Below are 25,126 nucleotides of genomic sequence, written 5' to 3'. Positions count from 1 at the left end.
GGTCCGGGGCGTGCGGCGGACGGTGCTGGTCCTGACGGCCCTGCTCGTGGTCCTCGCGGGCTGCTCGTCGGAGGGCAGCGCCCCGAGCGCCACCCCGACCGACCGCGTCGCCGCGACGCACCAACTGCGGGTGTGCTCCACCGGCGACTACCGCCCGCTGACCTACCGCGACGCGGCCGGCACGTGGTCGGGCATCGACGTCGACATGGCGCGTGACCTCGCCACGAGGCTCGGCGCGCAGGTGACGATGGTGCCGACGACCTGGTCGACACTGCTCGACGACGTGACCGCGGGGCGGTGCGACCTCGCCGTCGGCGGCATCTCGGTCACCGCCGACCGGGCGGCGCGGGCGACGTTCACCGTGCCCTACCTGCAGGACGGCAAGACCCCGATCGTCCGGTGCGCCGACCTCGGCCGCTACGCGACGCTGCCGCAGATCGACCGGCCCGGCGTGCGCGTGGTCGTCAACCCGGGCGGGACCAACGAGCGCTTCGTGCGCGGCCGCCTGCGGGCCGCGACGGTCGTGCCCTACCCGGACAACAACACGATCCACGACACGGTCGCCGACGGCCGGACCGACCTGATGATCACCGACGCGATCGAGGCGCGGTGGCAGGCCGCGGCCCGCCCGGGCGTCCTGTGCGCCGAGCACCCCGAGGCCCCGTTCGACTCCTCGCAGAAGGCGTACCTGATCCCGCCGGGCGACCCGGCGTTCGTCGACACGGTGAACCGCTGGCTCGGCACCGTCCTCACGGACGGGACGTGGGCGCGGGCGGCGGAGCCGTGGCTGGGGTGAGTCGGACGCGGCGGTAGCGGATGTGCGTGCTCAGCGGCGAGTGGAGCACCTCGACGGGCTCGAAGTCGAACGTGGGGACGCCGTCGAACAGCCGCTCCCCCGATCCCAGCAGCGTCGGCGCGATGTCGAGCGTCAGCTCGTCGATCACGCCCGCCCGTAGCGCCTGCTGCACGGTCGACGCCCCACCGGCGATGTCCACGCCCCGGTCGCCCGCCACCTCGCACGCCTGCGCGTAGGCGGCGTCGAACCCGTCGGTGACGAAGTGGAACGTCGTCCCGCCCGCCATCTCGATCGGCGCGTGCGCGTGGTGGGTCAGCACGAACACCGGCGCGTGGTACGGCGGCTCGTCGCCCCACCAGCCGCGCCAGTCCTCGTCCCACTCGCCCCGGACCGGGCCGAACATGTTCCGCCCCATGACATAGGCGCCGCGCGGGCGCATGAGCCACCCGGTGGCGGTCTCGTCGGCCTCCGTCGCGCGCGGGTCGCCGATGTGCCAGCCGTGCACCTCGACCCCGCGCGTCCCGAGCGGGTTGTCGCGGGCCTGGTCGGGCCCGGCGGCGAACCCGTCGAGCGAGACCGACATGTGGCAGGTGGTGTCCGACATCCGAGGCTCCCCCAGGTGAGGAGTTGCATCATGCAACCACTCGGGACCGTAGCAGGGATCGGACGCCCGCGGCAGGACCTCGACCCGCCGATGCCCGGTTCCCGGCGGACACGGTTCGTGAGCCGGTCAGCGCCGTCGACTCCCGACGGCGGCCCGCGCCGGGTCGAGCAGGACCTCCTCGTCGAACAGTCCCCCGGCCGTCGTCGGGAAGGAGACCGACAACGGCCCGACGCGCAGGGTGCCGGACCCGAGGACGGCGAAGCGCACCCCGGCGCGGCCGCGCAGCAGGGCGTGGGCGCCGGGAGCGAGCACGGCGTCCATCCATCCGCACGGGGCGGCGGGGCGGCGGCCGCCGAGCAGGACCGGGCCGTCGCCGGAGTCGAGGAGCACGTCGGTGCCGCGGAGCCGCTCGACGTCGAGGCCCCGCGTGACCACCGTGCGACGCAGGAGCACCGGGTCGAACGGCGGCACGCCGAGTTCGGCCGCGACGGACTCGATCGCCTCCGCGGCGACGATCGTCAGGGCCGCGTCGCGGTGGGCGGCCCGGCCGGCGTAGCGGTCGCCCACCACGCCGAAGCCGGCCCGGAGCTCGATCGACGACGGCTCGACGGTGTCCACCCGGGCCGGGCCGTCGGAGGGGCGACCGAGGTACGCGTGCTCCCGCGACACGACGAGCCGGACGATCTCCACGGCACCGATTCTGCCGCGCCGCGAAAGGTACGGACCTCTTGATTCACACGGATCAGAGGTCTATACCTCTCCCGTGCCGGTGACACGATCGACGGAAGTGGGCGCCAAGGTCGCCGCGCTGTGCGCCGAACTCGGTCCGGGCGCCATGCTCCCAGGTGAGCGGGAGCTGTCCACCCGGTTCGGGGTCTCCCGGGCGACCGTGCGCAAGGCGCTCGAGGAGCTCATGGCCCGCCGCATCGTCGAGCGGCGCCACGGCGCGGGCACGTTCGTGCGCCGCCCAGCCGTCGCGCAGCCGCTCATGGCCACCTCCTTCGGCGACGACATGCGCCGCCGCGGCCTGGAGCCGTCGTCGCGCCTGCTGTGGTGGGACACCGTCATCGCCGACACCGACCTCGCCGCCCGGCTGGAGATGCCCGGCGGGGAACCGGTGCTGCGGGTCTGCCGCGTCCGGCTCGCGGACGGCGAGCCCATGACCCTCGAGACCCTGCACGTCCCGGCCGCCCGCGTCCCCGGCCTCACCGGCGACGACCTCGACGGCCCGTCCTCCTACTACGAGATCCTCGCCGAGCGCTTCGACCGCCGGATCCGCTCCGGGACGCAGTCGGTGGCGCCCGTGGTGCTCGCGGCGCGGGACGCGGAGCTGCTCGGGGTGCCCGCCGGCTCGGCCGCGCTGCAGTTCGTCCGGACGTCGCGGGACCACCGCGGCGAGGTGATCGAGCGGGTCGAGTCGTTCGCGCGCGGCGACCGGTACCTCATCGAGATGGACATCATCCCGCCCGGCGACGCCACGGTCCCGGCCGCCGTCATGATCTCCACGGATCCCCGATGACGGTGGTCGCGGTCGACCTGGGTCGCTCGGGGGCCCGCGTCGCGGTCGGCGATCGGCGCTTCCCGACGACGACGGGCGCCGGTCTCGGCGACCCCGGCGGCGCCACCGGGGTGGCCGCGGTGCTGCGTGGGGCCGTGGGCACGCCGCCGGCGCCGCCCTGGACGCTGGCCGTGGGCGTGCCCGGGGCGCTGACGCGGCCCGCGGCGGCGGTCGAGCTGGCCGAGGCCCTGACCGCCGGCTGGGACGGTCACGACCCGGACGCCGTCGCCGTGACGTCCGACGTCGTCGCCTGGCACGCGGGCGCGTTCGGCGCGCACGGGGCGGGCGTGGTGCTGGCGGTCGGGACGGGGGCGGTGGCGCTCGGGGTCGACGACGCCGGGACGGTGCGCCGCGTCGACGGGCACGGGCTGCTCCTCGGCGACGCCGGCGGCGGCGCGACGATCGGGCAGCAGGGCCTGCGCGCGGCCCTGCGCGCCCTCGAGGGGTCGGGGCCCGCGACGACGCTGGCGGGCCCGGCGCGCGACGTGCTCGCCGCGCGGCCCGGCACGCCCGCCGAGCTCGCCGCGTTCGCGCCGGCCGTGCTGGAGGCGGCCGACGCGGGTGACGCCGTGGCGGGGCGGATCGTGGACGCGGCGGTGGCGGACCTCGTGGCGACGGCGCGGGCGGCGGCGGCCGGCCCTGCCGACGATGTGGCTCCCCTGGCGTCCGGTGCCGGCAGTGACGCATGGCCGGCACCGGGGGTGGCCCTCGTCGGCGGGCTCGCCGGGCCGCTCGCCGACCGGGTGCGCGCCGCCGGCCTGCCCCTGCACGAGCCCCGCGGCGACGCGCTCGACGGCCTGGTCGCCCTCGCCGCGGACGCGACCACCGCGCACGAACCGGCCGTGACCCGTCGTCGGGAACGGGACCCCGGGACGGGCCCCGCCGCCGACACCGACCGCCTCCCCACCGAGGGTGTCCGGCCCGGGTCCGAGCAGCTCGACGCGCTGCCCACCCACGACCTCGTCGCGCGCCTGGTCGACGGGCAGTCCGCTGCCCCCGGTGCGGTCGCCGCGACCACGGCGCACCTCGCCCACGCCGCCGACCTCCTCGGCGCGGCGTTCCGGCGGGGCGGGCGACTGGTCTACACCGGCGCCGGGACGTCCGGACGCCTCGCGATGCAGGACGCCGCGGAGCTGCCGCCGACCTTCGGGCTCGACCCGTCCCGCGCGATCGCCCTGCTCGCGGGCGGCCGGGACGCGGCGGACGCGGCCGTCGAGGGCGCGGAGGACGACGACGCGGCGGGGCGCGCGGACGTCGAGGACGCCCTGGTCGGGCCCGACGACGTCGTCGTGGGCGTCGCCGCCTCGGGCCGGACGCCGTACGTGCTCGGCGCGCTGACCGCGGCCCGCGCGCTCGGGGCGACCACGGTCGCCGTCGTGAACACGGCCGGGAGCCCGATAGCGGCGCTGGCAGACGTCGCGATCGAGCTGGTCACCGGCCCGGAGGTGCTGGCGGGCTCGACCCGCCTGGCTGCCGGGACGGCGCAGAAGATCGCCCTGAACACGCTGACGACGGCGGCCATGGTCCGGTCCGGCGCGACCTACGGGCCGTGGATGGTCGGCGTGCGCGTGACGAACGCGAAGCTGCGCCGCCGCGCCGAGCGGATCGTGCGCGACGCCGCCGGGGTGGACGAGGACGCGGCCCGCGCCGCGCTGCGGGCCGCGGGCGACGACGTCGCCGCCGCGGTCGTGTCCCTGCTCGCCGGGGTGGACTCCGCCGCGGCGCGCGAGCGGCTGACGACGGCGGGCTCGGTCCGAGGGGCCGTGGGCCGGTGATCGTCGTGGGGATGCTGTCGGGGACGTCGGCGGACGGCCTGGACGTCGCGGTGTGCGAGGTCGAGGTCGGCCCGACGACGACGCTCGCCGTGCGCCACCACGGGGCCGTCGGGTGGCCGGAGGGCCTGCAGGAACGCCTGCTCGCCGTGCTGCCGCCCGCGACGACGACGGTCGGCGAGATCGCGGCGCTCGACCACGAGGTCGGGCGGGCGGCCGCGGCGGCCGCTCGCGGGCACGACGCCGACCTCGTCGCCTGGCTCGGCCAGACCGTCTTCCACGGCATCGAGGACGGCCGGGCGACCGGCGGCCTCCAGCTCGGTCAGCCCGCGTGGATCGCGGAGGCGACGGGCGTGCCGGTGGTCAGCGACCTGCGCTCGACCGACATCGCGGCCGGCGGGCACGGCGCCCCGCTGGCGAGCACGCTCGACGCCCTCTGGCTGGCCGGCCCGGAGACCCGCATCGCGCTGAACCTCGGCGGGATCGCGAACGTCACCGTCGTCGCGCCGGCGGGGACCACCGCCTTCGACACGGGGCCCGCCAACTGCTGGCTCGACGTCGTCGCACACCGGGCGACCGGGACCGCGTACGACGTGGACGGGGCCCTCGCGGCGGCCGGGACCGTGCACGCCGCGCTGCTCGACCACCTGCTCGCCGAGCCGTACTACGCCGCGCCGCCGCCGAAGACGACCGGGCGCGAGCTGTTCACCGCGGCCGCCCTGGACGCCGCGGTCGCGCACGCCGCGCCGGGGATCGCGGCCGCCGACCTCGCGGCCACCCTCGTCGCGCTGACCGCCCGCACCGTCGCCGACGCCTGCCGCGCGCACGGGGCCGTCGAGGTCGTCGGCGCGGGTGGCGGCATGGCGAACCCGGTCCTGCGCGCCGCGCTCGCCGCGGCCCTCGACCCGGTCCCGCTCGTGGCCGCCGAGGAGCGCGGCCTGCCGTCCGACGCGAAGGAGGCCGTCCTGACCGCCCTGCTCGGCGCCCTCACCTGGCACGGCGTGCCCGGGGTGCTCCCCGGCGCCACCGGGTCGGCCACCCCGCGCGTCCTGGGCCGCCTCAGCAGCGGCCACCGTCCGCTGCGGCTGCCCGAGCCGGTCGCGGCCGTCCACGCCCTGGAGGTGCGGTCGTGAGGCTCGGCGTGTCCGCGGCGCTCGTGGGCGGCGTGCTGCACCCCGGTGACGTGGCCGTGGTCGACGGGCGGATCGACGCCGTCGGGCTCCCGCCGGCCGCCGGTGGCGCGATCGCGGTGCCCGGACTCGTGGACGTCCAGTGCAACGGCTACGCGGGTGTCGACCTGACCGCCGTCACCGACGCCGACGAGGTGCACGCGTTCCGCGCGGCGCTGGCCCGCGACGGGGTCACGGCGGTCGCCCCGACCGTCATCACCGCGGCGCCCGACACCACGACGACCGCCCTGCGCGTCCTCGACGCCGCCCGCCCGGCGCCGGGCGGGGCCCGCCTGCTCGGCGCCCACGTCGAGGGCCCCTTCCTGTCCCCGAAGCGACCCGGCACGCACCCGCCGTCGTTCCTGCGCCCGCCCGCCCCCGCGGCGTTCGGCGCGTTCCTGACGGCGGGCTTGGTGGCCCTCACGACGATCGCCCCGGAGCTCGACGGCGCCCATGCCGTCCTCGCCGTCGCGCTGCGGGCGGGGGTCACCGTGATGGCCGGGCACAGCGACGCCTCGGCCGCCGAGGCCCGCGCCGGGTTCGACGCCGGGATCGCGGGTGCGACGCACCTGTTCAACGCGATGTCCGGCTTCGACCACCGCGCCCCCGGGCTCGCCGTGGCCGCCCTCGCCCACCCGGCCGCCGTGGTCACGCTCATCGCCGACGGCCACCACCTCGACCCGGACGTCCTCCGTGTCACCGCCGGCGCCGCCCGCGGCCGCTGGGCGCTGATCACCGACGCGACGGCCGCCGCGGGCATGCCGGACGGCACGTTCCGCCTGGGCGACGTCGAGGTCACCCTCGCCGACGGCGCCGTCCGCAACCCCGACGGCACCCTCGCCGGCAGCGCCGCCACCCTCGCGGGGTGCGTGCGGGTCGCGGTCACTGCCGGGCTCGGCCTCGTCGACGCCCTCGTCGCCGCCACCGCGACGCCCGCCCGGCTCGTCGGCCCGGCCCACCGCCCGCACCCCGACCTCGGGGTGCTGCGCCCGGGCGGGGTCGCCGACGTGACCGTGCTCGACGACGCGCTCGCCGTCACGCGGGTGCTGCTCGGCGGCGAGGAGGTGGACCGGTGACGTCCCGGCTCGAGTCCGAGCTCCACGCCCAGCCCGCCGCCCTGCGCTCCTTCCTGACGACGGGTGCCGCCGCGGCCGCCGCCGTGCGCGAGCTGGCCGCCGCGACCTGCGGGGTCGTCATCGCCGCCCGGGGCAGCTCGGACAACGCGGCGCGCTACGCCCGCTACCTCGTCCCGCTGGTCGCGGAGCGGGAGGTCACGCTCGCGACGCCGAGCCTGCTCACCGCGTACGGGGCCGCGCCCACCGTCTGGCGCCGGCTCGTCGTCGGGATCTCGCAGTCCGGCCGCTCCCCGGACATCGTCGCGGTGCTCCGCGACGCCCGCGAGCGCGGCGCGCCCACCCTCGCCGTCACGAACGACCCCGCGTCCGACCTCGCCGCGCAGGCCGACCTGATCCTGCCGCTGCACGTCGGCGAGGAGCGCTCGGTCGCCGCGACCGGCACCTACACCGCCTCGCTGGCCGCCGTCGCCGTCCTCGCCGCCGGCCTCGCCCCCGAGCCCGCCGCTGAGGCCCTGCTCGCGGACCTCGACCGCGTCCCGGACCTCGTCGAGCGGGCGCTGGGGGTCGACGTCGACGAGGCCGTCGAAGTGTTCGGGGCGTCGTGGCGCGGGGTCACCGTCGGGCGCGGGGTCAACCTCGCGACCGCGCACGAGGCCGCGCTCAAGCTGACCGAGCTGACCGGGTCGCTGGTCACGCCCTTCTCCCCCGCCGACCTACGCCACGGCCCCATCGGCGCGGTCGGCCCCGCGACCCCGGTCCTGCTCGTCGCACCCGACGAGGCCGCGAGCGCGTCGGTCCTCGACCTGCGCGCGGAGCTCCGCGAGCGCGGCGCACCCGTCGTCGTGACCGGGCCCGACCTGCCCGGCCCGCTGCCGGGCCTCGTCTCCCCGATCGTCGCCGTCGTCCCCGCCCAGAAGCTCGCATGGCGCCTCGCGCTCGCGCGCGGGGTGGACGTGGACGCCCCCGGCGGGCTGCACAAGATCACGGAAACCGAGTAGGAGCCGGGATGCACGACGTCGTCAACCTGGCCGTCATCGTCGCCTACCTCGTGGCGATCGCGGTGATCGGGCTGAAGCTCTCCGGGCGGCAGCGCTCGGCCACCGACTACTTCACCGGCGAGCGGTCGCTGCCGTGGTGGGCGGTCATGTTCTCGATCGTCGCCACCGAGACCTCCACCCTCACCGTGATCAGCGTGCCGGGCGTGGCCTACGGCGGGTCGTTCTCCTACGTCGAGCTCGCCGTCGGGTACCTCGTCGGCCGCATCCTCGTGTCCTTCGTGCTGCTGCCGCTGTACTTCCGCGGCGGGTTCGTGTCGGCCTACCAGTACCTCGGCGAACGCTTCGGCCGGCACACGCAGGGCCTCGCGTCGTTGACGTTCCTGGTCACGCGGCTGCTGGCCGAGGGGGTGCGGCTCTTCGCCGGCGCCATCCCGATCAAGCTGCTGCTCGCCGAGTTCGGGCTCGACGTCAACTACTTCGTCATCGTCCTCGCGATCACCGCGGTGACCGTGGCCTACACCTACGTCGGCGGCATCAAGGCCGTCGTCTGGACCGACTTCCTGCAGATGGGGCTCTACCTCGTGGGCGCCGTGATCTGCGTGGTGGTGCTCTCGCTGCAGGTCGGGGCGGGCGGCTGGGCCGCCGCGTGGGACGCCGGCAAGTTCACGGTGTTCGACTTCTCCAAGCCGATCCTGACGAGCCCCTACGCGTTCGTCACCGCGATCGTGGGTGGCGCGCTGCTGACGATGGGCTCGCACGGATCCGACCAGCTCATCGCGCAGCGGGTGCTTTCCTGCCGGTCGCTGTCCGACGGGCGGAAGGCGATGATCGGCTCGGCCGTCGCGATCGGCGTGCAGTTCGCGCTGTTCTCCCTGGTCGGGGCGCTGCTGTGGGCCCGCAACGGGGGTGCGCCGCTCGCCTCGCTGGGGCTGACCAGCGACCAGGTGTTCGGCGAGTTCATCCTGCGGGACCTGCCGATGGGTCTGTCCGGGCTGCTCGTGGCCGGCATCCTCGCCGCGACGATGGGGTCGTTGTCCAGCGCGCTGAACTCGCTGTCGACCTCGACGCTGGCCGACCTGGTGCAGTCGTGGGGCAACTGGCGCCCGGGCGAGCAGACGATGCTGCGGGTCGCGCGGTGGATGACCGGCGTGTGGGCGCTGGTGATGGTGGGGTTCGCGTCGCTGTTCACCACCACCGAGAACCCGGTGGTCGAGCTGGGCCTCTCGATCGCGTCGTACACCTACGGCGCGCTGCTCGGGGCGTTCCTGCTCGGGCTGATCGTGCGCCGGGCCGACGGCGTGGCCGCGTTCGTGGCGTTCGTCGCGACGCTGGTGGGGGTCGGCTGGGCGGCGCTCGGGATCTCGATCGACGGCTCGCCCCTGGCGTTCCCCTGGTTCGTGCCGCTCGGGGTGGTGATCACGCTCGTCGTCGGGGGCCTGATCTCGCTCGTGCGGCCGCGCCGCGAGCCGGCGCCGACCGGCGAGCCGGAGCCCGCCGTGTCGGCGTGAGCGGGGCTCAGTAGGCGATCGACCCGGCCTGGCCGGCCTTGGCCGCGGCGACGAACGCCTGCCACTCGGACCGGCTCAGCGTGAGAGTGCCCTGCTCGCTGTGCCCGCCGTGACGCAGCTGCACCTGCCCGCCGTCGAACCGCCACTCCACGCGGCCCGGGCCGCCGCTCGAGAAGGTGCTCGACTGCCACCGCTGTCCCTGCGCGTTCACTGCTGACCACTCCGGCCGTGTCGGAAACATGAACGTAACAAGGGTACGCGATCGGGTCGGTCTGACGGGGCTTCCCCTGATCGGGCCCCGCGTTCCGTCGCCCGGCGGAGTCGGGTGAGCAGATCGTGCGCGAACGCCCGCTCGTCGGGGGACAGCGGGCGGCAGGCTGTGGGGGTGACCGGTTCGACGGACCTCGCGCGGATGCTCGCCTCGCTCGACGCGGTCGTGCGGGACGGGGAGTTCGTCTACGCCACGGTCGCCGCCGGCCACCCGGCCACGGCCCGGGCGCACGCCGTGGTGGTCGAGGAGGAGGGCGTCACGCTCGTCCTCCCCCGCCCCGACGCCGACGCGCTGGGCGTGCCGTACGGGTTCGTCGCGGCCTGGCTGACGCTGACGGTCCACTCGTCACTGGAGGCGGTCGGCCTCACGGCGGCGTTCTCCCGCGTCCTCGCCGACGCCGGGATCAGCTGCAACGTCCTCGCGGGCGTCCACCACGACCACCTGCTCGTCCCGGCCCACGAGCGCGACCGGGCGCTCGCGGCGCTGCGGTCGCTGCGTGGCCCCGCGGGTCGACCCGCCGAGGCGGGCGACCGGGACGACTGACCCCGCACGTCGCGTCGTGGTCCCCCACCGAGCAGGCGCGTCGTGCCGGGACCGTCCTGCTCAGCGGGCCGACAGCGCGTCCGTCGGGTGCGCCGGTGCAGCCGCGCCCCGGGCACGTCGACGTCCTCGACGCTCGTCACGGGTCCACGGTAGGCCGCTGCGAGCCACCCTCGTGGCGGGCTGACGGCGCCGCCCGGAACGCACGAACGGCACCCCCGCCGCCTCGAGGGCGCGCGAGAGTGCCGTCCGCTCGGATCCGGGAGCCCCTAGGCGGCCACCGGCTCCGTCGCCGCGCGCCGCGCGTCCGCCTCGGCGGACGGGGTGCTGGTCGCGTTCTCGCGGCGCAGCCCCTCCGACTCGTGTGCAGCCTGCTCCTCCGCGGCCTTGCGGTTCGGGAGGGCGAGCCGCCAGATGGTGCGGATCGACTTCCAGAACTGCTTCGGGAAGGGCCCGATGTTGTAGGGCAGGTCGTACTTCTCGCAGATCGCCTTCACCCGCTCCGCGATCTCCGGGTAGCGGTTGGACGGCAGGTCCGGGAACAGGTGGTGCTCGATCTGGTAGCCGAGCGAGCCGGACATGACGTGCATCAGGCGGTTGCCGGTGAAGTTCGCCGACCCGAGGAGCTGGCGTAGGTACCACTCGCCCTGCGTCTCGTTCTCGAGCTGCTCCTCGGTGAACACCTCGGCGCCGTCGGGGAAGTGCCCGCAGAAGATGATCGCGTAGGACCACACGTTGCGGATGAGGTTGGCCGCCATGTTCGCGGTCAGCGTCGTGATGAACTGCGGCCCGGTCAGCAGCGGGAAGAGGATGTAGTCCTTGCCCATCTGCTTGCGCATCTTGCGCCCGACCTGCTCGAGCTTGGCCTTGAACTCCTCCGGGTCCTGGATGTCCCGGCGGAGCAGGCCCTCGATGTCGAGGTCGTGAATGGCGACCCCGTGCTGGAACAGCAGCATGAGCAGGGTGTTGAACACCGGCTGCCCGATGTTGATCGGGTGCCACTTCTGGTCCGAGGTGACCCGCAGGATCTCGTACCCGACGTCCTTGTCCTTGCCGATGACGTTCGTGTACGTGTGGTGCAGGTAGTTGTGCGAGTGCTTCCACTGCTCCGCGGGGCAGGTGTTGTCCCACTCCCACGTGGCCGAGTGGATCTCGGGGTCGTTCATCCAGTCCCACTGGCCGTGCATGACGTTGTGGCCGATCTCCATGTTCTCGAGAATCTTGGCCACGCCCAGCAGGGCGGCGCCCGCCATCCAGAGCGGCGGCACGACGCTGCCGAACAGCGCCGCCCGGCCCGCGATCTCGATGCGGCGCTGGGTCCTGATGATCGACCGGATGTACTCCTCGTCGGCCGCACCGCGCGTCGCCTCGACGTCGCGACGGATCTGGTCGAACTCCTCGCCGAGGGCCTCGACGTCGGCCTCGGTCAGGTGCGCGAATTCCTTGATGTCGGAGATGGCCATCCCTGGCTCCTCTCTTACAGGTCGACGGTGCAGTCACCGGACGGAGCGGTGACGCAGGTCTGGACGGTGCGGGTGGACTGGTCGGTGTCGGCCACGCGGTGCTCGCTGCCGTCACGCAGGTCGCGGACGGCACCGGAGCGCAGCGGGGCGACGCAGGTGTGGCAGATGCCCATGCGGCAGCCGAACGGCATCGGCACGCCGGCCTGCTCGCCGGCCTGCAGCACGGTGGTGGCGCCGTCGGTCTCGACGGTGCGCCCGGACCGGGCGAAGGTGATCGTGCCGCCCTCGGCGCTGCCGGAGAACGACGCGGCGAACCGCTCGAGGTGCAGCGCCTCGCCGACGCCCGCGTCGGCGAACGCCTTCTCGGCGGCGTCGAGCATCTCGGCGGGGCCGCAGGCCCAGGTCTGCCGCTCGCGCCAGTCGGGCACGACCTCGTCGAGCCCGGCGGGCAGCGTCAGGTGGCCCTCGGTGCGCGTGTGCCGCTGCACGATCCGCCACGTCGGGTGGCGGCGGGCGAGCAGGTCGAGCTCGTCGGCGAACAGGGCCCGCCCGGCGTCGGGGGCCGAGTGCACGAGCACGAGATCCTCGGCGGCGTCGGCCCGCCGGTCGAGCGAGCGCAGCATCGCCATGACCGGGGTGATGCCGGAGCCCGCCGTCAGGAAGAGGACCTTCCCGGGCAGCGGGTCGGGCAGGACGAACTCGCCCGCGGGCGGGGCCAGGCGGACGATCGTGCCCGGCGCGACGCCCGAGACGAGGTGCTGCGAGGCGAACCCGTCCGGCATGGCGCGGACGGTGATCACGAGGCGCTTGCCGTCGCGCGAGGGCGGCGTGGTCAGCGAGTACGAGCGCCACACGAAGCGCCCGTTGATCTGCACGCCGATGCCGATGTACTGGCCGGCGGCGTGCGGGAAGTCCCAGCCCCAGCCGGGCTCGACGACGATCGTCGCCGCGTCCTCGGCCTCGGGGGTGACGCTGACGATCCGGCCCCGCAGCTCACGGGCGGACCACAGCGGGTTGACGAGGGTCAGGTAGTCGTCCGGGAGCAGCGGCGTGGTGAGGCGGGTCGCCAGGTCACGCAGGCGCCGGACGCGTGGTGAGAGTGCGGCCGTCACGGTGGTCTCCTCTGCTGGTGAACTTCTAGGTACCAGGAGTACCGGAGACCGCCGGTAACCGCTACCCACGGTACCGGATCGACCGCACGATCCGGCTCACAGTCGCCGGTGTGCGCCCGCTCACGCGCCCGCCCGGAGCTCGGTAATTAGTTCCCGACGACGGGCCCCCGCGGCCCCGCGGCGTCGGTTGACTCGCAGGTGACCGACTGCTGAGGAGGACCCGTGACGCTCGTGGATCTCGTGGTGCTCGCCGTCGTCGCCCTCGCCGCCTGGCGCGGCTGGCGTCGAGGCGGGACGTCCCTGGTGCTCGCGCTCGCGGGCGCCGTGCTCGGGGTGATCGTCGGCGCGACGGTGGCCGACTGGTGGGACGCCGCCTCCACGCCCCTGCTGATCGCCTGCGTGCTCGTCGCCGGGCTGATCGGCCTCGGCCTCGGGCGCCGGCTCGCGGACACTCTCGCCGCGCGCGCCGGGGGCCGCCACGCCCGGCCGGTGCTCGTCGACCGGGCCGTCGGCGTCGTCGCGCACGGCGGGCTCGCGCTGCTGGTGTGCGTCCTGGTCGGGGCGGCCGCGGTCGCGGTCGGCCCGGCCTGGGCCGGCCGCGCCGCCGAGGACAGCGGGGTCCTGACGACCGCCGCCGACCACCTCCCGCCGCCCGCCCAGGTCGCCGGGCAGGTGCCCGGGCTGGAGCGGGTCACGGCGATCGGCGCCGACCGATGAGCCGCACCCGGCTCGTCGTCGGCGGGACCGTCGCCGCGCTCCTGCTCCTGTGGTGGACGACGGGGTCCCTGCTGGTCGCGGTCCTGATCCTCGTGCTCGTCGCGCTGGCGGCCGGCCTCGCCGTCGTCGTCGCAGCGTGGGCCCGCCCGCGGCCCGAGCCGCTCGCCGCTCCCCCGTCGACCACCGCGACCGTCGACCTGAGCGTCCCCCCGCCGGCCGCCGCCCCCGTCCGGCGCGCGCTGCGCACGGTCCTCGCGCGGCCGTGGGTCCACGGCGACGGCCTGCTGCGGGTCACCGCGGCGCGCCTCGACGGCGACGACGCCCTGGTGTGGACCCCGCGCGGGCAGCAGGTCGCGGCCCCGCACCTGTGGGTCGAGTGGAACCCCGTCGACGGTGCCGAGGTGGCGGGGCGCCGCCCGCTCGAGGCGCTCGCCCGCGAGCTCGCCGAGGGCTACGTCGAGCACGGCCGCGAACGCGGGGTGCGCCGCCTCGCCGAGCGGACGTGGGTGCACCTGCTGGTCTCCGACGACGTGCCGCTCGGCCGCGTCGTCGTCACCGCGGCCTTCTCCGAGCCGCAACAGACCCCCGTCGCCGCCGCATGCGCGTCGACGGCGGTCCCTCTCGCCCCGGCGCGGGGCGCGGGAGGGGGCCCGGCCGCGCTCGGGCCGGGCACCGGGTGGGACGGCCGGGGCAGCGGGCCCGTCCCGCCCGGGTCCGGGGGCGGGAGGCGCGCCCCCGGACACCCGGGCGACCGTGGCGACCTGCTGACGTCGGTCGTCGGCCGTGGGCCACGGCTGCTCCCCGGCGGCCGCCCGCCGGCAGCGGGCGGCGGCCTGGCGGCGCTGGCCACGCGTGTGACCGGCGCCGTGCCGGCCCGGCTGCGCACGCTCGTCGTCGGGAATCCCGCGAAGGCCGTGCTGGTCGTGGAGGACGCGGCGGGCGCCCGGCTCGGCGACACGGAGCTGGCCGGGACGGTCGAGCTGGGCCGTGACCCGGCGGCGGGTCTGCCCGTGGAGCACCCGGGCGTCTCGTGGCGGCACGTCCGCCTGGCCCCGGACCGCTCGGGCGGCTGGACGGCCACCGACCTCGGCTCCACCAACGGCACGCGGGTCGACGGCCGGCGCATCGACGGCCCGACCCCGGTGCCGCCCGGCGCCGAGATCACCCTCGGCACCGACGGCCCGCGGCTGCGTCTGCTGGCGGTCGCGGACTCCGACCCGGCCACGACCACGCAGGTCGCGGCCCGGGGATACTGATCGGGTGCGGAACCGGCCGGGGGTCGGGCGCCTGCCCCTCGGGGGGCTGGCGCTCCTCGACGTGCGCAGCGAACGCCGCCTGTCGGTCCCGTGGGGCGAGACGGCGACGATCGGGCGCAACGGCGCGAGCGACCGGCACGTCCAGGTCGACGACGACCAGGTGTCCCGGGTCGCCGCCGAGATCGAGATCCGCGACGACGCGTACCTCGTCATCAACCGGCAGCGCCACGGCGGGCAGCTGACGCTCGTCGTGCCGGGCGTCGCCGGGCAGGACCGGATCCGCGCCGGCAACGGCCTGCTCGTGCGCGACTCGCGCGCCTCGCTCGGGTTGTGGCTCGCCGACGGGCGGGAGGTGACGCTCGCGCTGCTGGCGTTCGCCCCGACCGCGAGCGCGGCGGAGCGCGAGGACCTCGCCGGCGGCCGGACGGTGAACGCCGCCCTCCCCACCGACGAGACCTGGTGGTCGGTGCTCGTCGCGGCCTGCGGTCCGACCCTCATCGCGGCCGCCCTGAGCCCGGACGGCGCCGCCCCGTCGATCTCCCCGTCGCTGCGCTCGCCCCAGCACGTGCACGGCGACGCCGACCAGATCGCGGCCTGGCACCGGGGCGCGGGACGGCCCGTCCCGAGCCCGAAGACCCAGAGCGAGGCGTTCCGGCACGCCCAGCGCTGGCTGCGCGGCGTGCGGCTCAACGACAAGACGCGGGGCTGGCGCGTGGCCGTCGTCGACCAGGTGATCGGGTTGCGTCTGGTGACCCTCGACGACGTCCGACGGCTGTTCCCGGCGGAGGTCCCGGCCCCGCTGGTGCCCCGTCCGTCCTGACGGTTCGCGGCGCGTCCCGGCCGGGTCCTCTCGCCTCCGGCGGGGTCACGTCGTAGCGTGCTGGATGCAGTCGCGTCACGCGACGTGAAGGGGGGATGCGTCACCGTCCACGCCGGACGGGTGACGCGAGCTACGCGTCGGACGGAGGACGCGGTCGGTCTTCACCACCGAGGACGACTCCTCGTGACCGCCCGCGCCCGCCATCCGGTGCCCGGGGGAACGAGGAACGGGATGAGCGGAGATGACGACGGGACCACCGCCGCAGGCGCGGCACCGACCCGTGAGCAGGGCCGACCGACGACGCCGGAACGGCTGCGCGGGTCGCCCGGGTTCCTCGCGCGGCGGCTCTACCAGGCCTACTCGGCCGCCTGGCTGCGGCACGTGGACACCACGCTGACGGGACCCCAGTTCGCGGTGCTGACGGCGGTGCGCGAGTACCCGGAGGTCGACCAGGGCTCGCTGGCCGCGTGCGTGGCGCTCGACCGCTCGACGATGGCCGACGTGTGCAAGCGGCTCGAGGACCGGTCCCTGATCCGGCGCGACACGGCGCCGTCGGACGGCCGACGGAAGCTGCTCACGCTGACCGAGCAGGGCTCGGCGCTCGTCGACGACGTCACCGCGAAGGTCGGCCGGCTGCACGCCGAGCTCATGGACGTGCCCGACGGCGGGGCGGACGACGAGGGCGCGTTCTCCGCGCTGCTCGCCGACCTGGACCGGCTCGCCGACCGGTGGGAGAAGGTCGCGGAGGGCTGACGGCGGGCTACCGGAGCGGCTCGATCCCCGGGTCGGCGTACTCCCGCATGAGGTCGAGCAGCATCTCCTGCCGCCGGTCCTCGCGCCGCGGGACGGCGTGCGGGGCGTCGGGGGCCTCCGCGCCGCGGGCCGCGGGCAGGTCGGCACCCTCGTCGTCGGACACGTGCGCCATCGCCCACCGGCCGAACGCCCGCGCCGAGACCACGCCCTCGTCGAGCGTCTCCACCCGCTCGTGCCGCTGGTCGGAGGCGATGGTGGCGTACAGGTCGCGCACCACCGCCTCGTCGCCCTCGAGGACCTGGACGAAGGTGTCCTGCCAGACGAGCAGCGCTCCGCTGAGCCCGAGGTGCTGGTTCTTCCGCCGCGACACCTCGAAGATCTCCTCGAGTTCCGCCGGACGGTTCGCACCGCCCATCGTCGTGCGGCTGCGGTAGACGAGGCGGAAGACCTGCTGTCCGAGGTCCGCGGTCGTGTCGGTCACGTCGGAGTGCTCCTTCGTGGCGCTCGGGCCGCCCGGTCGGGCCGCCGACCCGCGCCGGGCGTCGAGGCCCGGGAATGCCCCGGTCCCGGGACCGGCACACGCCGGAAGAGCGCGGGCGACGCGCTACGGGGCGGCGCCCTCGACCCGCGCGAGCTCGGCCGCCTCGGCCGCCGCCACCTCCTGGCGGTGCGCCCGCATCAGGAGGAGCCCGATGCCGCTGACCCCGGTGACCATCAGCAGGACGATCGACACGAAGTAGGGCAGCAGGCCGTCGCTGACCAGCGCGAACGTCAGCACGTAGACGGACGCGAGAGCGGCCAGTGGGAAGGTGAGCCGGAACAGGAAGCGGTTCCGGTCGGTGTCCGGCGGGGGCCACGTGATCATGCGGTTCAGCCGGGCGAGGAGCTCCGCGAGCATGGCGCGACGGTACAGGGGCGTCAGGGCCGCCCGGCGCACACCATCCGGGCCCGGGTCACGCGCCCGCGCTTGACCGCGGTGAGGGTCACGACGACGAGCTCGACCGGCTTCCCGGTCGGCTCGCCCGGGAGCAGCCAGTCCAGCTCGCGGTCGTGGGTGAAGGCGAACGTCTCCTCGTCGACGACCCGGAACCGGTCCCCCGTGCGCGAGGTGCGGCGCACGGTGAGGTCGCCGGGGAGCACCACCCGCTCGGCGACGAACCGCTCCACCTCGGACGCCCCGGTGGCCCCCACCCCGCTCGGCAGGACGTCGACCGTGGCGTCCTCGTCGAGCAGGTGGGCGACCGGTCCGCCGGCCCGGATCGCGGTGTGCAGGGCGTCGTGCACCCGCTCCACGGCGATCATGAGGTCCTGCACGGCCTTGGTCACCCGTCCACGGTGCGCGACGCGCGGGGCCTCGGCAACATGACCCGGGAGGTCATCGCTCCCGTGCGGGCACCGGACCACGCTCGTCGTCGTGAACGCATACGCGGTGGGCCTGCTCCACGACATCGACCAGAACGACGAGATCCTCGACTACCTGCGCCGCATCCAGGCGACGCTCGATCCGCACGGCGGACGGTTCCTCGTCCACGGGGCCACGCCGGAGGTGCTCGAGGGCCCCTTCGACGGCGTGCTCGTGCTGATCGGCTTCCCCGACGTGTCCTCGGCGCGGGCCTGGTACCGCTCCCCCGCCTACCAGGAGCTCCTCCCGCTGCGCACGCGCAACACCCGCAGCGTCACGTTTCTGCTCGAGGGCTGCGGGCCGGACCACGACAGCGCGGCCCTGGCCGACCTGATCGCGGCCGCCCGGTGAGGTCGACCCGGGGCCGAGGGGCGGCCCCGGGTCGACCGCGGTGTCACCAGGTGACGGGCAGGGCCTTCACGCCGCCGGTGAGGTGCTGGGTGCGCACGGCGATGTCGTCGAGGTCGACCGCGAGGCGCAGGTCCGGCAGCCGCGTCGCGAGCGTGCGGAAGACGGTGCGCAGCTCGGTGCGGGCGAGGCTCGCCCCGATGCAGAAGTGCCCGCCGTGGCCGAAGCCGACGTGGGCGCGCTCCTCGCGCTCCGGCTCGAACGCCTCGGCGTCGGCGAACGCCTCCGGGTCCCGGTTCGCGGCGTTGACCGAGAGGATCACCGCGTCGCCCTCCCGGATCGTCACGCCCGCGACGTCGACGTCGGTGTGCGCGTAGCGCAGCAGGCCGAGGTCGCCCGGCGCGCCGAGGCGCATGATCTCCTCGACCACCCGGTCGGTCCGACCCTCCGGGTCCTCGGCCAGGTAGTTCCAGCGCTCGGGCTCGGTGAGCAGCATCAGCACGCCGAGCCCGATGCGGTTGACCGTGGTCTCGTGGCCGGCGAAGAGCAGACCGACCGAGAGCCGGATCATCTCGGCGTAGTCGTAGTTCTCGTCCTCCTCCTGGGCGTGGACCAGGTCGGAGATGACGTCCTCCTGCGGTGCCGCCCGCTTCTGCTCCGCCAGGCTCGCCATGTACCGGCCGAACTCCGCGCGCGCCGCATGGGCGTCGTCGCCGTTGCCGTAGCTCGCCATGCGGTCGGAGAGGTCGCGGAAGTAGCCCGAGTCGTCGTGCGGGACCCCGAGCAGGCGGCAGATCACCGCGACCGGCAGCGGGACCGCCAGCGTCTCGTGCAGGTCCGCCACGCCGTCCGCGTCCTTCGCCGCGACCAGCGCATCGAGGTAGCCGTCGACGAGCGACTGCACGTCCTCGCCCATCTGTCGCATGCGCTTCGCGGAGAACGCCGGAGTGAGGAGGCGGCGCATCCGCGTGTGGTCGGCCTCCTCGGTCTCGTAGTTGCCCGACGGCCCCTCCTGCACCGCGCCGTCGGTGATGCGGGCGGCCTGCTCCGGGTGCGGGTGCGAGCGGCCGAGGCGCTTGTCGCCGAGCAGGTCGCGGACCTCGTCGAAGCGGGTGACCAGCCAGGCCGGGTCACCGGCGGGGGTCGTCACCGCCGCGACCGGGGCCTCGCGACGCAGGACGTCGTAGAGCGGGGCGATCTCGAGGATGTTCGGACGCTCGAACGGCAGGTGCAGGTCCGCGGTCCGGTCGGTGGTGGCAGTCATGATGCTCCTCAACGTGACGGCGACATCACCGACGGTACGTCTTTGTGGCAGTCAGTGCCATTAAAAGGTGGGTAAGGTGTGCGGATGACCACAGCTCCCGACGACGGGTCGGCGGGCCGCCGCGGCCGACCGCCGGTCACCGAGGAGCAGCGGCGACGGCAACGCCTGGCGATCTCCCGGCAGGCCGTGGCGCTGTTCCGCGAGCACGGGGTCGCCGAGACCACCGGCGAGCAGATCGCCCGTGCCGCCGGGGTCTCGGAGCGCACGCTCTGGCGGCTCTTCCGCTCGAAGGAGGCCTGCGTCGAGCCGCTACTGTCGGTCTCGCTCGACGCGTTCGTGGAGGTCCTGCGCTCGTGGCAGCCGTCCGACGAGCTCGGCGAGCACCTGCGCTCGGCCTACGTCGTGGCGCCCGAGGACCTCGAGGCCGTGCTCGCGGTGGTGCGGATGTCGCGCGACGAGCCGGGCGTGCGCGCCACGTGGCTGGTGCTGCACGAGCGGGCCGAGCCCGTGTTCGCGGCCGTGCTCGGCCGCCGTCTCGGCCTGCCCGAGCACGACCTGACGGTCCTCGTCCGCGCGGCCGCGGTGAACGCGGCGCTCCGCGTCCTCACGGACGCGCTGGCCTGGTCGGACGGCACCGACCCGTCGTCGGGCATCGTCGACGAGCACCGCGACCGGCTGGCCGAGGAGCTCCGCGCGTTGACGGAGCTCCCGGCCCGGCGGCCCTGACCCGACTCAGACCTTCGAGAGGCCCAGCGTCGCGATCGCGTTGTTCGCCATCTCCCGCTCGCCGATCGCGTTCGGGTGCACCGGCGCAGCGTTGACCGGGATGACCGGCTCGACCCAGCGGGTCCCGGGCAGCTGGCAGGCGTCGTGGCCGGTGGAGATGCCGGTGACGTCGAGGTAGGTCGCGCCGGTCCGTGCGGCGGCGCGCTCCACGGCGTCGTTCAGCGTGGCCTGGAGATCGTTCAGGTACGCCACGTCGCCCGACGCGACCGGCATGACCGGGAAGCACCCCGTCGGCGAGAGGATCTGCAGGTAGCCCGAGATCGCGACGCGGGCCTTCGGCGCCTTCTTCCGGACGTCCTGCAGCGCCTTGACGATGTTCGGGTACGTCGTCTTGCGCACCTGGTCGACGAACGTCGTGCCGAACTTCTGCTCGCACGGGTTGCCGCGGCCGAGCGACTGGAGGCCGAGCTGGGCGCACTGACCGAACGCGGTGGTGAACACGTCGCCGTCGTTGCCGCCGATGGTCAGCGTGACCAGCTGGGTGTCCGGCTTCAGCGCGTCGAGCTGCGGCGCGACACCGGCCGACTGCGAGGTGCGGAAGTCCTTGGTCTTCGCGCCGCTGCAGGAGACGTCGGTGAGCTGCGCGCCGGTGTCGGTCGCGATGTCGTGCGCCCAGTTCAGCTGCGACTGGCTGCACGCGGGCGCCGATCCCGGGGCGGCCGGCTGGATGCCCGCACCCGAGCTGTAGCTGTCTCCCAGGTTGACGTAGCGCAGCGGCTGCGCCTGGTTCGCCCACGCGGCCGTCCCCACGAGGAGCAGCCCGATCACCGCCACCGCGGCGACCACGGCCCGACGTGCACCCATGTGATGTCCTCCCCGCCTCACCCGACGAGGTGACCGTAGAGGGACCCCCCGACAGCCGGAAGCACGGGTCGGTCGCGCCCCGCCGATCAGGCGACGGGGACCTCGTCGAGCCAGGAGACGACGGTGCGGACGGTCAGCCCGCTCGACCGCGACAGCGCCTCCCGCAGGAGTCGGGCCTTGCGTTGGTCGGGGAGCTCGGTGAGCGAGCGCGCGAGTTCGAGGACCTGGACGCGGCCCACGTCGTCGAGCCCCAGCTCGTCGATGTTCACCAGCGCCGACCACGCCGCCAGGCGAGCCCGCTCGCCCCACACCGTCCGCTCGTGCACGAGACAGATACTAGAGCGTTCAACCGTCCGGACGGAAGTCGGTCGTGCACAATCAGGTGGTCCGGACCTGTCCGCTCCGGCCCTCGTCGTTGCCGGCGTCCGATGGCAGGGACGTCGCCGGATCGGGCCGGTGATCGGGGAGGCCGGCATGTCCGACGTGTCGACCTCGTGGTCGCCTCCGGCGCCTCCCGTGGTCGGCGGACATCCGGTCCGCGGGACACCCGGCGGCACGGCCGGGACTCCAGTGGCACAGGGGCGTTCCGAGTGCCCCCGATGCCACTGACGTCGGTGGCGACCGGATGTCAGTGGCGCGGAGAGCCCCAGCGGGCGCCCGATGCAACTGAGAATTGGCACCGACCCGTCGTCGGGAACGAGCGGGGACCGCCCCCGGGAACGACGAAGGCCCGGCTCCCTGGAACGGGAACCGGGCCTGCCTGCGTGGGCGATACTGGGATCGAACCAGTGACCTCTTCGGTGTGAACGGGCCTGCGGTCGAGTTCGGAGTCTCCCCCGCTGCCGTCGCATGGGCGCTGACCTGCTGTTTCGTGCTCCTACGTCCAGCGCCGCTGGGACTGCTGCTGGGGCTCGTGCTGCCTCGATGCTGCATTGATCTTGAGCGAGAGCCTCGGCTCCTGACACCCACTGAAGGTCTCCTCTCAACCTGCGGGAGAGCCTCCGACGGCGCCCCGAGCCCCTGCTCCCTCATCTGCCGATGCAGTCGCGCCGCCAGTTGCGCGGAGGAGCATTTCGCACTCTCGCCCCGTCACAAAGTGCTCGATGGGAACTGCGATCCGCCAGTGTTCGTCGAATCGCGATCTAAAGAAGGAGGCCAGTCGGCGCCCCTGGGGACGAACGCCCCCGATCTGCGACCCAGTTGGACCCGCAAAAGCGAGGTAGACGACCTCTTCGTCGAGAATTGCCATATTCATAGGCTCTACGTCGCCGGAGATCGTCAGCACTCGCACGTAGTAGCTCTCCACCTCTTCGCAGAGCTTCTTCTGGTCCACGCACCATTGAGCGAGGTCCGGGTTGGTGACCTTAATGATTCGGCGGACCGTCCGACGCTGCCGGGCAGCCTCAATTACGGCAGCAAAGTACGCGTCGCGCTTGTCTCCTCGACCCGACGGCGGTTCGTCACGGAAGTACGTCGCGCAAATCTCACGGTTCGCTCGTCCAACTGCTCGCGCTGCTGACGAGTAAAACTCGTCGGCGTTCGCGAAGTACTTCTCCTCCACCTCCTTCTCTCTCAGCTCCAGTCGAAGATCGCGAATCTGCTTAAGCAGAAAGAGAAGTCCAGCAAAGACCGCAGCTGCCAATCCCTCCTCGAGGACAGGAAACAGGTCCTTGAAAAAGGAGAGGAGGAAGCATGCGAGAAGAAAGACGAGAAGCGCAACCTCCTCGATCGCCTCTGACCGACTGCGTGTGTTCACAGCACCCCCAGCGCTCAGAGTGAGGCAATAAAAGTTAGCAGCGATCTCACGTTGCGCTATGGACCAAATGAGGGAGAGGCATGGTTCCGGAAAGTAGTTCCGCTAGCTTAGAACTACAGCACAGCGCGGTAGGCGCTGACGTCACGGCCGAGGGCCTGCTCCTGGCGGTCGAGCACGGCGGCGTACTCGGCGCGGGCCTGGTTGACGGTGACGCCCATGGTCGTAGCGATCTGCTCCCAGCTGGCCCCGTCGCGGCGGGCGGCGTGCACGGCCTGCCACTGCCACGCGGTCAGCAGCTCGACGAGCTCGTGGGAGTCCCGGAGCGCGTCCAGGGCGCTGACGGCCGGCTCCCCTGCCTCGTGCCCGGGGACGTGGGTCATGACGTGGTGGGCGTTCCACTGCTGCCAGGTGTCGAGGAGGGCGGCGAGGTTGGTCACGGGGGCCTCCGGTGGTGGGCCGTATCGGCGGCGGGCGCTGTGGGTGGGGCCGTCCCCGGCTCCACCGCGCCTGCGGCCCGTTCGGCCGTCGGAGGCTCGCCAGCAAGGGAGGAAGCGAACGATCTTGAGCGGCCCTCGACGTCGCTGAGCTGGCCCGCCCCGGTTGCCGGTCAAGATGGTTCGCGGCCCTTGCTGGTGAGGGACGGCCGTTCAAACTCGGCCGCCGCCGACACGGCAGCCCGGCGCAGCCGGTTCCTCGGGGTTCTTGGCCGCGCGGCCCTGAGCCGCCCCACGCCGCGTCACGGCTTCGCGGGCGCTGTGCCCTGTGCTCGAGGTGGGCTCGTCGTCCCGGCGCTCGCTGTCGTGGCGCTGCCTGCTGCTGTCGCCGCCTGGGTGCCAGGCCCCCAGGCAGGGCGCGCGCCCCGGGTCGAAGACAGGAGGGGAAGCGTGCCCGGCCCGCAGGGGCCGGGCACCCCCGGCGCGCCAGCGCCGGCCCCGCTCACGGCTGGCGGTGCCCGATGACCCGGCCCGCTCTCGGTAAAGGGGCAACAACTCTTCGCCCCGACCGGCGACGCCGCGAAGGCTCCGCCGCGCCCGACAAGCTCGTCCAGGCCCAGGCCGCCCGGGCGTCGCGGTGGGAGCGCCGACGATCGCTCAAGAAGTTCACCGGTCTACGCCGCATCCGAACCTGCGGCTCCTCGACCACCTCGGAGTCGGGGGTGACACTCGGAGTGATCACGAACCCGAACGGCTCCCGCTCCGCCGCCTACGGCGGCCTGACGACGTGCGGGTCGGTGTGGTCCTGCCCCGTGTGCGCCGCGAAGATCGCCACCCGGCGCGCCGATGACCTCGCTACCGTCATGCGCACTGTCGACGAGATGGGCGGGTCGGCGTTCCTGGTGACCCTGACGATGCGCCACACCCGTGGTGACCGGCTCGGACTCTCTCGGCCTGAACGGGCCCGGCGGACCGAGCTGGAGGACCGGGCGTGGCGCCGGGACCTCGCCCGGCAGGCGGGCGACGACGTCGACGAGGACACGGCTGTCCGCGAGGATGACGAGCTGGCCGCCCTCGACGCCTCCGAGGGCTGCTGGGACGTCCTCTCGTACGCCTGGCGCTCCGTCACCTCCGGGGCGATGTGGCAGCAGGACACCGACCGGTTCGGTGGGCTGCTCGGGTGGGCTCGTGCCGTGGAGGTCACCCACGGCGTCAACGGCTGGCACGTCCATGTCCACGTGCTGCTGTGCTTCCGCGAGCAGGTCTCCGCCGACCTCGCCCGCGCCGCGCTCGGCCTCCGCATGTTCGGGCGCTGGTCCCGCGCCCTCGAACGCCGCGGGTTTTCCGCTTCGCCGGAGCACGGCTGGGACCTGCGGCGGGCCCAGCTCGGCGACGGGGACCTTGCCGATTACTTCACGAAGATGGCCCACGAGGTCACCTCCGGGCACCGCAAGGAGGGCCACCGCCACGGGGGTCGAACCCCGATGCAGCTCCTCGGGGACACCGTGGAGACCTACGAGGCCGGCGACATGGCCCGCTGGTGGGAGTGGGAAACCGCGTCCGACGGGCGACGGCAGCTCACCTGGTCCACCGGCCGCCGCGACCTCCGCACCCTCGCCGGGCTCGGCCATGAGGCCACCGACGAGGAGATCGCCGCCGAGGACCAGGACGCCGACGAACGCATCGCGATCCCCCGCGAGGCGTGGGAGGAAGTCATCCGCGCGCGGAAGGAGAACGACCTCCTCGCAGCCGCCGAGCGCGACGGCCTGGACGGCGCCCGTCGGTGGCTCTCCGCTCGTGGTCTGGCCTGGACTGTCGCTAAGCCTGGCGACGGACCTCCGCGCCGCGAGTTACAGCCGTACGGCTGGCGTGACGACGCGCGGGCGGTGCTGCGATGGCGCCGAGTCCTACAGTCGTGA

28 protein-coding genes are annotated in these 25,126 nt (G+C 74.4%); 15 read left to right on the top strand and 13 right to left on the bottom strand.

Translation table 11 applies throughout. The annotated features are described in order from the left end of the window. The first annotated feature begins 10 nt into the window (after positions 1-10). The gene (locus LN037_RS14130) at positions 11-796 is read left to right on the top strand and encodes a transporter substrate-binding domain-containing protein (protein WP_230753541.1); all 786 of its coding nucleotides are present in this window, start codon (positions 11-13) and stop codon (positions 794-796) included. On the opposite strand, the gene LN037_RS14125 is transcribed toward LN037_RS14130, so the two are convergent. Both LN037_RS14125 and LN037_RS14120 read right to left on the bottom strand, forming a co-directional pair. Beyond that, positions 750-1,400 carry a dihydrofolate reductase family protein gene (locus LN037_RS14125; protein ID WP_230753539.1) on the bottom strand — a complete coding sequence of 217 codons (651 nt, stop codon included), beginning with the start codon at positions 1,398-1,400 and terminating at the stop codon, positions 750-752. The genes LN037_RS14130 and LN037_RS14125 overlap by 47 nt on opposite strands. Before the next feature lie 126 nt (positions 1,401-1,526). Then, positions 1,527-2,090 (bottom strand): MOSC domain-containing protein, encoded by a 564-nt coding sequence (locus tag LN037_RS14120; protein WP_230753537.1) that lies wholly within the window; start codon positions 2,088-2,090, stop codon positions 1,527-1,529. 97 nt (positions 2,091-2,187) lie between these two features. On the opposite strand from LN037_RS14120, the gene LN037_RS14115 reads away from it, so the two are divergent. Genes LN037_RS14115 through LN037_RS14090 form a run of 6 tightly spaced genes read left to right on the top strand, consistent with a single transcriptional unit; the run spans position 2,188 to position 9,481 of the window. Beyond that, positions 2,188-2,919 (top strand): GntR family transcriptional regulator, encoded by a 732-nt coding sequence (locus LN037_RS14115; protein WP_230753535.1) that lies wholly within the window; start codon positions 2,188-2,190, stop codon positions 2,917-2,919. Then, entirely contained in the window at positions 2,916-4,733 is a 1,818-nt protein-coding gene (locus LN037_RS14110) for an N-acetylmuramic acid 6-phosphate etherase (RefSeq protein ID WP_230753534.1), read from the top strand. Before LN037_RS14115 ends, LN037_RS14110 begins: the two co-directional genes overlap by 4 nt. Before the next feature lie 11 nt (positions 4,734-4,744). Continuing rightward, positions 4,745-5,863 carry an anhydro-N-acetylmuramic acid kinase gene (locus LN037_RS14105; RefSeq protein ID WP_230753532.1) on the top strand — a complete coding sequence of 373 codons (1,119 nt, stop codon included), beginning with the start codon at positions 4,745-4,747 and terminating at the stop codon, positions 5,861-5,863. Then, entirely contained in the window at positions 5,860-6,975 is a 1,116-nt protein-coding gene (nagA, locus tag LN037_RS14100; protein WP_230753531.1) for an N-acetylglucosamine-6-phosphate deacetylase, read from the top strand. Before LN037_RS14105 ends, nagA begins: the two co-directional genes overlap by 4 nt. Next, positions 6,972-7,973: an SIS domain-containing protein gene (locus LN037_RS14095; protein WP_230753528.1), complete on the top strand. Its 1,002-nt coding sequence runs from the start codon at positions 6,972-6,974 to the stop codon at positions 7,971-7,973. The genes nagA and LN037_RS14095 overlap by 4 nt, the downstream gene beginning before the upstream one ends. 8 nt (positions 7,974-7,981) lie before the next feature. Further along, positions 7,982-9,481, top strand: a complete 1,500-nt coding sequence (locus tag LN037_RS14090; protein WP_230753525.1) for a sodium:solute symporter — start codon at positions 7,982-7,984, stop codon at positions 9,479-9,481. Between the two features lie 7 nt (positions 9,482-9,488). Here LN037_RS14090 and LN037_RS14085 read toward each other — a convergent pair whose 3' ends face one another. After that, entirely contained in the window at positions 9,489-9,722 is a 234-nt protein-coding gene (locus LN037_RS14085) for a DUF397 domain-containing protein (RefSeq protein WP_230753522.1), read from the bottom strand. 144 nt (positions 9,723-9,866) lie between these two features. On the opposite strand from LN037_RS14085, the gene LN037_RS33580 reads away from it, so the two are divergent. Beyond that, positions 9,867-10,295: an ACT domain-containing protein gene (locus LN037_RS33580; RefSeq protein ID WP_230753519.1), complete on the top strand. Its 429-nt coding sequence runs from the start codon at positions 9,867-9,869 to the stop codon at positions 10,293-10,295. A gap of 266 nt (positions 10,296-10,561) precedes the next feature. Here the strand turns inward: LN037_RS33580 and LN037_RS14075 are convergent, their stop codons facing one another. After that, the gene (locus tag LN037_RS14075; protein WP_230753516.1) at positions 10,562-11,755 is read right to left on the bottom strand and encodes a fatty acid desaturase family protein; all 1,194 of its coding nucleotides are present in this window, start codon (positions 11,753-11,755) and stop codon (positions 10,562-10,564) included. Positions 11,756-11,769: 14 nt separating this feature from the next. Then, positions 11,770-12,867: a ferredoxin reductase gene (locus LN037_RS14070; RefSeq protein ID WP_230753513.1), complete on the bottom strand. Its 1,098-nt coding sequence runs from the start codon at positions 12,865-12,867 to the stop codon at positions 11,770-11,772. A 222-nt stretch (positions 12,868-13,089) separates the two neighbouring features. On the opposite strand from LN037_RS14070, the gene LN037_RS14065 reads away from it, so the two are divergent. The 4 genes from LN037_RS14065 (at position 13,090) to LN037_RS14050 (ending at position 16,413) form a co-directional block, all read left to right on the top strand. After that, positions 13,090-13,584 (top strand): hypothetical protein, encoded by a 495-nt coding sequence (locus LN037_RS14065; protein ID WP_230753510.1) that lies wholly within the window; start codon positions 13,090-13,092, stop codon positions 13,582-13,584. After that, on the top strand, positions 13,581-14,840 hold the full coding sequence (locus LN037_RS14060) for an FHA domain-containing protein (RefSeq protein ID WP_230753508.1): 1,260 nt from the start codon (positions 13,581-13,583) through the stop codon (positions 14,838-14,840). The genes LN037_RS14065 and LN037_RS14060 overlap by 4 nt, the downstream gene beginning before the upstream one ends. Before the next feature lie 4 nt (positions 14,841-14,844). After that, positions 14,845-15,660 (top strand): FHA domain-containing protein, encoded by an 816-nt coding sequence (locus LN037_RS14055; protein WP_230753505.1) that lies wholly within the window; start codon positions 14,845-14,847, stop codon positions 15,658-15,660. Positions 15,661-15,891: 231 nt separating this feature from the next. After that, complete coding sequence (locus LN037_RS14050) at positions 15,892-16,413, top strand: MarR family winged helix-turn-helix transcriptional regulator (protein ID WP_230753502.1); 522 nt, start codon at positions 15,892-15,894, stop codon at positions 16,411-16,413. 7 nt (positions 16,414-16,420) lie between these two features. Here LN037_RS14050 and LN037_RS14045 read toward each other — a convergent pair whose 3' ends face one another. The 3 genes from LN037_RS14045 to LN037_RS14035 form a co-directional block, all read right to left on the bottom strand. Further along, positions 16,421-16,894: a BLUF domain-containing protein gene (locus LN037_RS14045; protein WP_230753499.1), complete on the bottom strand. Its 474-nt coding sequence runs from the start codon at positions 16,892-16,894 to the stop codon at positions 16,421-16,423. A 123-nt stretch (positions 16,895-17,017) separates the two neighbouring features. Continuing rightward, the gene (locus tag LN037_RS14040; protein WP_230753497.1) at positions 17,018-17,311 is read right to left on the bottom strand and encodes a hypothetical protein; all 294 of its coding nucleotides are present in this window, start codon (positions 17,309-17,311) and stop codon (positions 17,018-17,020) included. A gap of 20 nt (positions 17,312-17,331) precedes the next feature. Further along, positions 17,332-17,739: a hypothetical protein gene (locus tag LN037_RS14035; protein ID WP_230753495.1), complete on the bottom strand. Its 408-nt coding sequence runs from the start codon at positions 17,737-17,739 to the stop codon at positions 17,332-17,334. 88 nt (positions 17,740-17,827) lie between these two features. Between LN037_RS14035 and LN037_RS14030 the strand changes: the two genes are divergently transcribed. Next, on the top strand, positions 17,828-18,166 hold the full coding sequence (locus LN037_RS14030; protein WP_230753493.1) for a DUF1330 domain-containing protein: 339 nt from the start codon (positions 17,828-17,830) through the stop codon (positions 18,164-18,166). A gap of 43 nt (positions 18,167-18,209) precedes the next feature. On the opposite strand, the gene LN037_RS14025 is transcribed toward LN037_RS14030, so the two are convergent. Beyond that, on the bottom strand, positions 18,210-19,427 hold the full coding sequence (locus tag LN037_RS14025) for a cytochrome P450 (protein ID WP_230753491.1): 1,218 nt from the start codon (positions 19,425-19,427) through the stop codon (positions 18,210-18,212). Between the two features lie 84 nt (positions 19,428-19,511). Between LN037_RS14025 and LN037_RS14020 the strand changes: the two genes are divergently transcribed. Then, positions 19,512-20,153: a TetR/AcrR family transcriptional regulator gene (locus LN037_RS14020; RefSeq protein WP_230753488.1), complete on the top strand. Its 642-nt coding sequence runs from the start codon at positions 19,512-19,514 to the stop codon at positions 20,151-20,153. Positions 20,154-20,159: 6 nt separating this feature from the next. Here LN037_RS14020 and LN037_RS14015 read toward each other — a convergent pair whose 3' ends face one another. From LN037_RS14015 to LN037_RS14000, 4 genes are all read right to left on the bottom strand, one after another. Next, on the bottom strand, positions 20,160-21,017 hold the full coding sequence (locus LN037_RS14015; protein ID WP_230753486.1) for an SGNH/GDSL hydrolase family protein: 858 nt from the start codon (positions 21,015-21,017) through the stop codon (positions 20,160-20,162). A gap of 86 nt (positions 21,018-21,103) precedes the next feature. Beyond that, entirely contained in the window at positions 21,104-21,343 is a 240-nt protein-coding gene (locus tag LN037_RS14010) for a hypothetical protein (RefSeq protein ID WP_230753484.1), read from the bottom strand. 656 nt (positions 21,344-21,999) lie between these two features. Next, positions 22,000-22,773 (bottom strand): hypothetical protein, encoded by a 774-nt coding sequence (locus LN037_RS14005; protein WP_230753482.1) that lies wholly within the window; start codon positions 22,771-22,773, stop codon positions 22,000-22,002. A 113-nt stretch (positions 22,774-22,886) separates the two neighbouring features. Beyond that, a complete protein-coding gene (locus tag LN037_RS14000) occupies positions 22,887-23,210 on the bottom strand; it encodes a hypothetical protein (protein ID WP_230753479.1) in 324 nt (107 codons plus the stop codon). Between the two features lie 719 nt (positions 23,211-23,929). Here LN037_RS14000 and LN037_RS13995 point away from each other — a divergent pair. Further along, on the top strand, positions 23,930-25,126 hold the full coding sequence (locus LN037_RS13995; protein ID WP_230753476.1) for a protein rep: 1,197 nt from the start codon (positions 23,930-23,932) through the stop codon (positions 25,124-25,126).

It is taken from the genome of Actinomycetospora soli, from assembly GCF_021026295.1.
Taxonomy (GTDB): domain Bacteria; phylum Actinomycetota; class Actinomycetes; order Mycobacteriales; family Pseudonocardiaceae; genus Actinomycetospora; species Actinomycetospora soli.
This window is presented reverse-complemented; position numbering and strand designations above follow the sequence as displayed.

What these genes read in the sequence shown, in the direction of transcription:
- LN037_RS14050 (WP_230753502.1), top strand. Translation starts at nt 15,892, where the DNA reads ATGAGCGGAGATGACGACGGGACCACCGCCGCAGGCGCGGCACCGACC.
- LN037_RS14110 (WP_230753534.1), top strand. Translation starts at nt 2,916, where the DNA reads ATGACGGTGGTCGCGGTCGACCTGGGTCGCTCGGGGGCCCGCGTCGCG.
- LN037_RS14060 (WP_230753508.1), top strand. Translation starts at nt 13,581, where the DNA reads ATGAGCCGCACCCGGCTCGTCGTCGGCGGGACCGTCGCCGCGCTCCTG.
- LN037_RS14025 (WP_230753491.1), bottom strand. Translation starts at nt 19,427, where the DNA reads ATGACTGCCACCACCGACCGGACCGCGGACCTGCACCTGCCGTTCGAG.
- LN037_RS14125 (WP_230753539.1), bottom strand. Translation starts at nt 1,400, where the DNA reads ATGTCGGACACCACCTGCCACATGTCGGTCTCGCTCGACGGGTTCGCC.
- LN037_RS14075 (WP_230753516.1), bottom strand. Translation starts at nt 11,755, where the DNA reads ATGGCCATCTCCGACATCAAGGAATTCGCGCACCTGACCGAGGCCGAC.
- LN037_RS14015 (WP_230753486.1), bottom strand. Translation starts at nt 21,017, where the DNA reads ATGGGTGCACGTCGGGCCGTGGTCGCCGCGGTGGCGGTGATCGGGCTG.
- LN037_RS14105 (WP_230753532.1), top strand. Translation starts at nt 4,745, where the DNA reads ATGCTGTCGGGGACGTCGGCGGACGGCCTGGACGTCGCGGTGTGCGAG.
- LN037_RS14085 (WP_230753522.1), bottom strand. Translation starts at nt 9,722, where the DNA reads ATGTTTCCGACACGGCCGGAGTGGTCAGCAGTGAACGCGCAGGGACAG.
- LN037_RS14040 (WP_230753497.1), bottom strand. Translation starts at nt 17,311, where the DNA reads ATGCTCGCGGAGCTCCTCGCCCGGCTGAACCGCATGATCACGTGGCCC.
- LN037_RS14090 (WP_230753525.1), top strand. Translation starts at nt 7,982, where the DNA reads ATGCACGACGTCGTCAACCTGGCCGTCATCGTCGCCTACCTCGTGGCG.
- LN037_RS14020 (WP_230753488.1), top strand. Translation starts at nt 19,512, where the DNA reads ATGACCACAGCTCCCGACGACGGGTCGGCGGGCCGCCGCGGCCGACCG.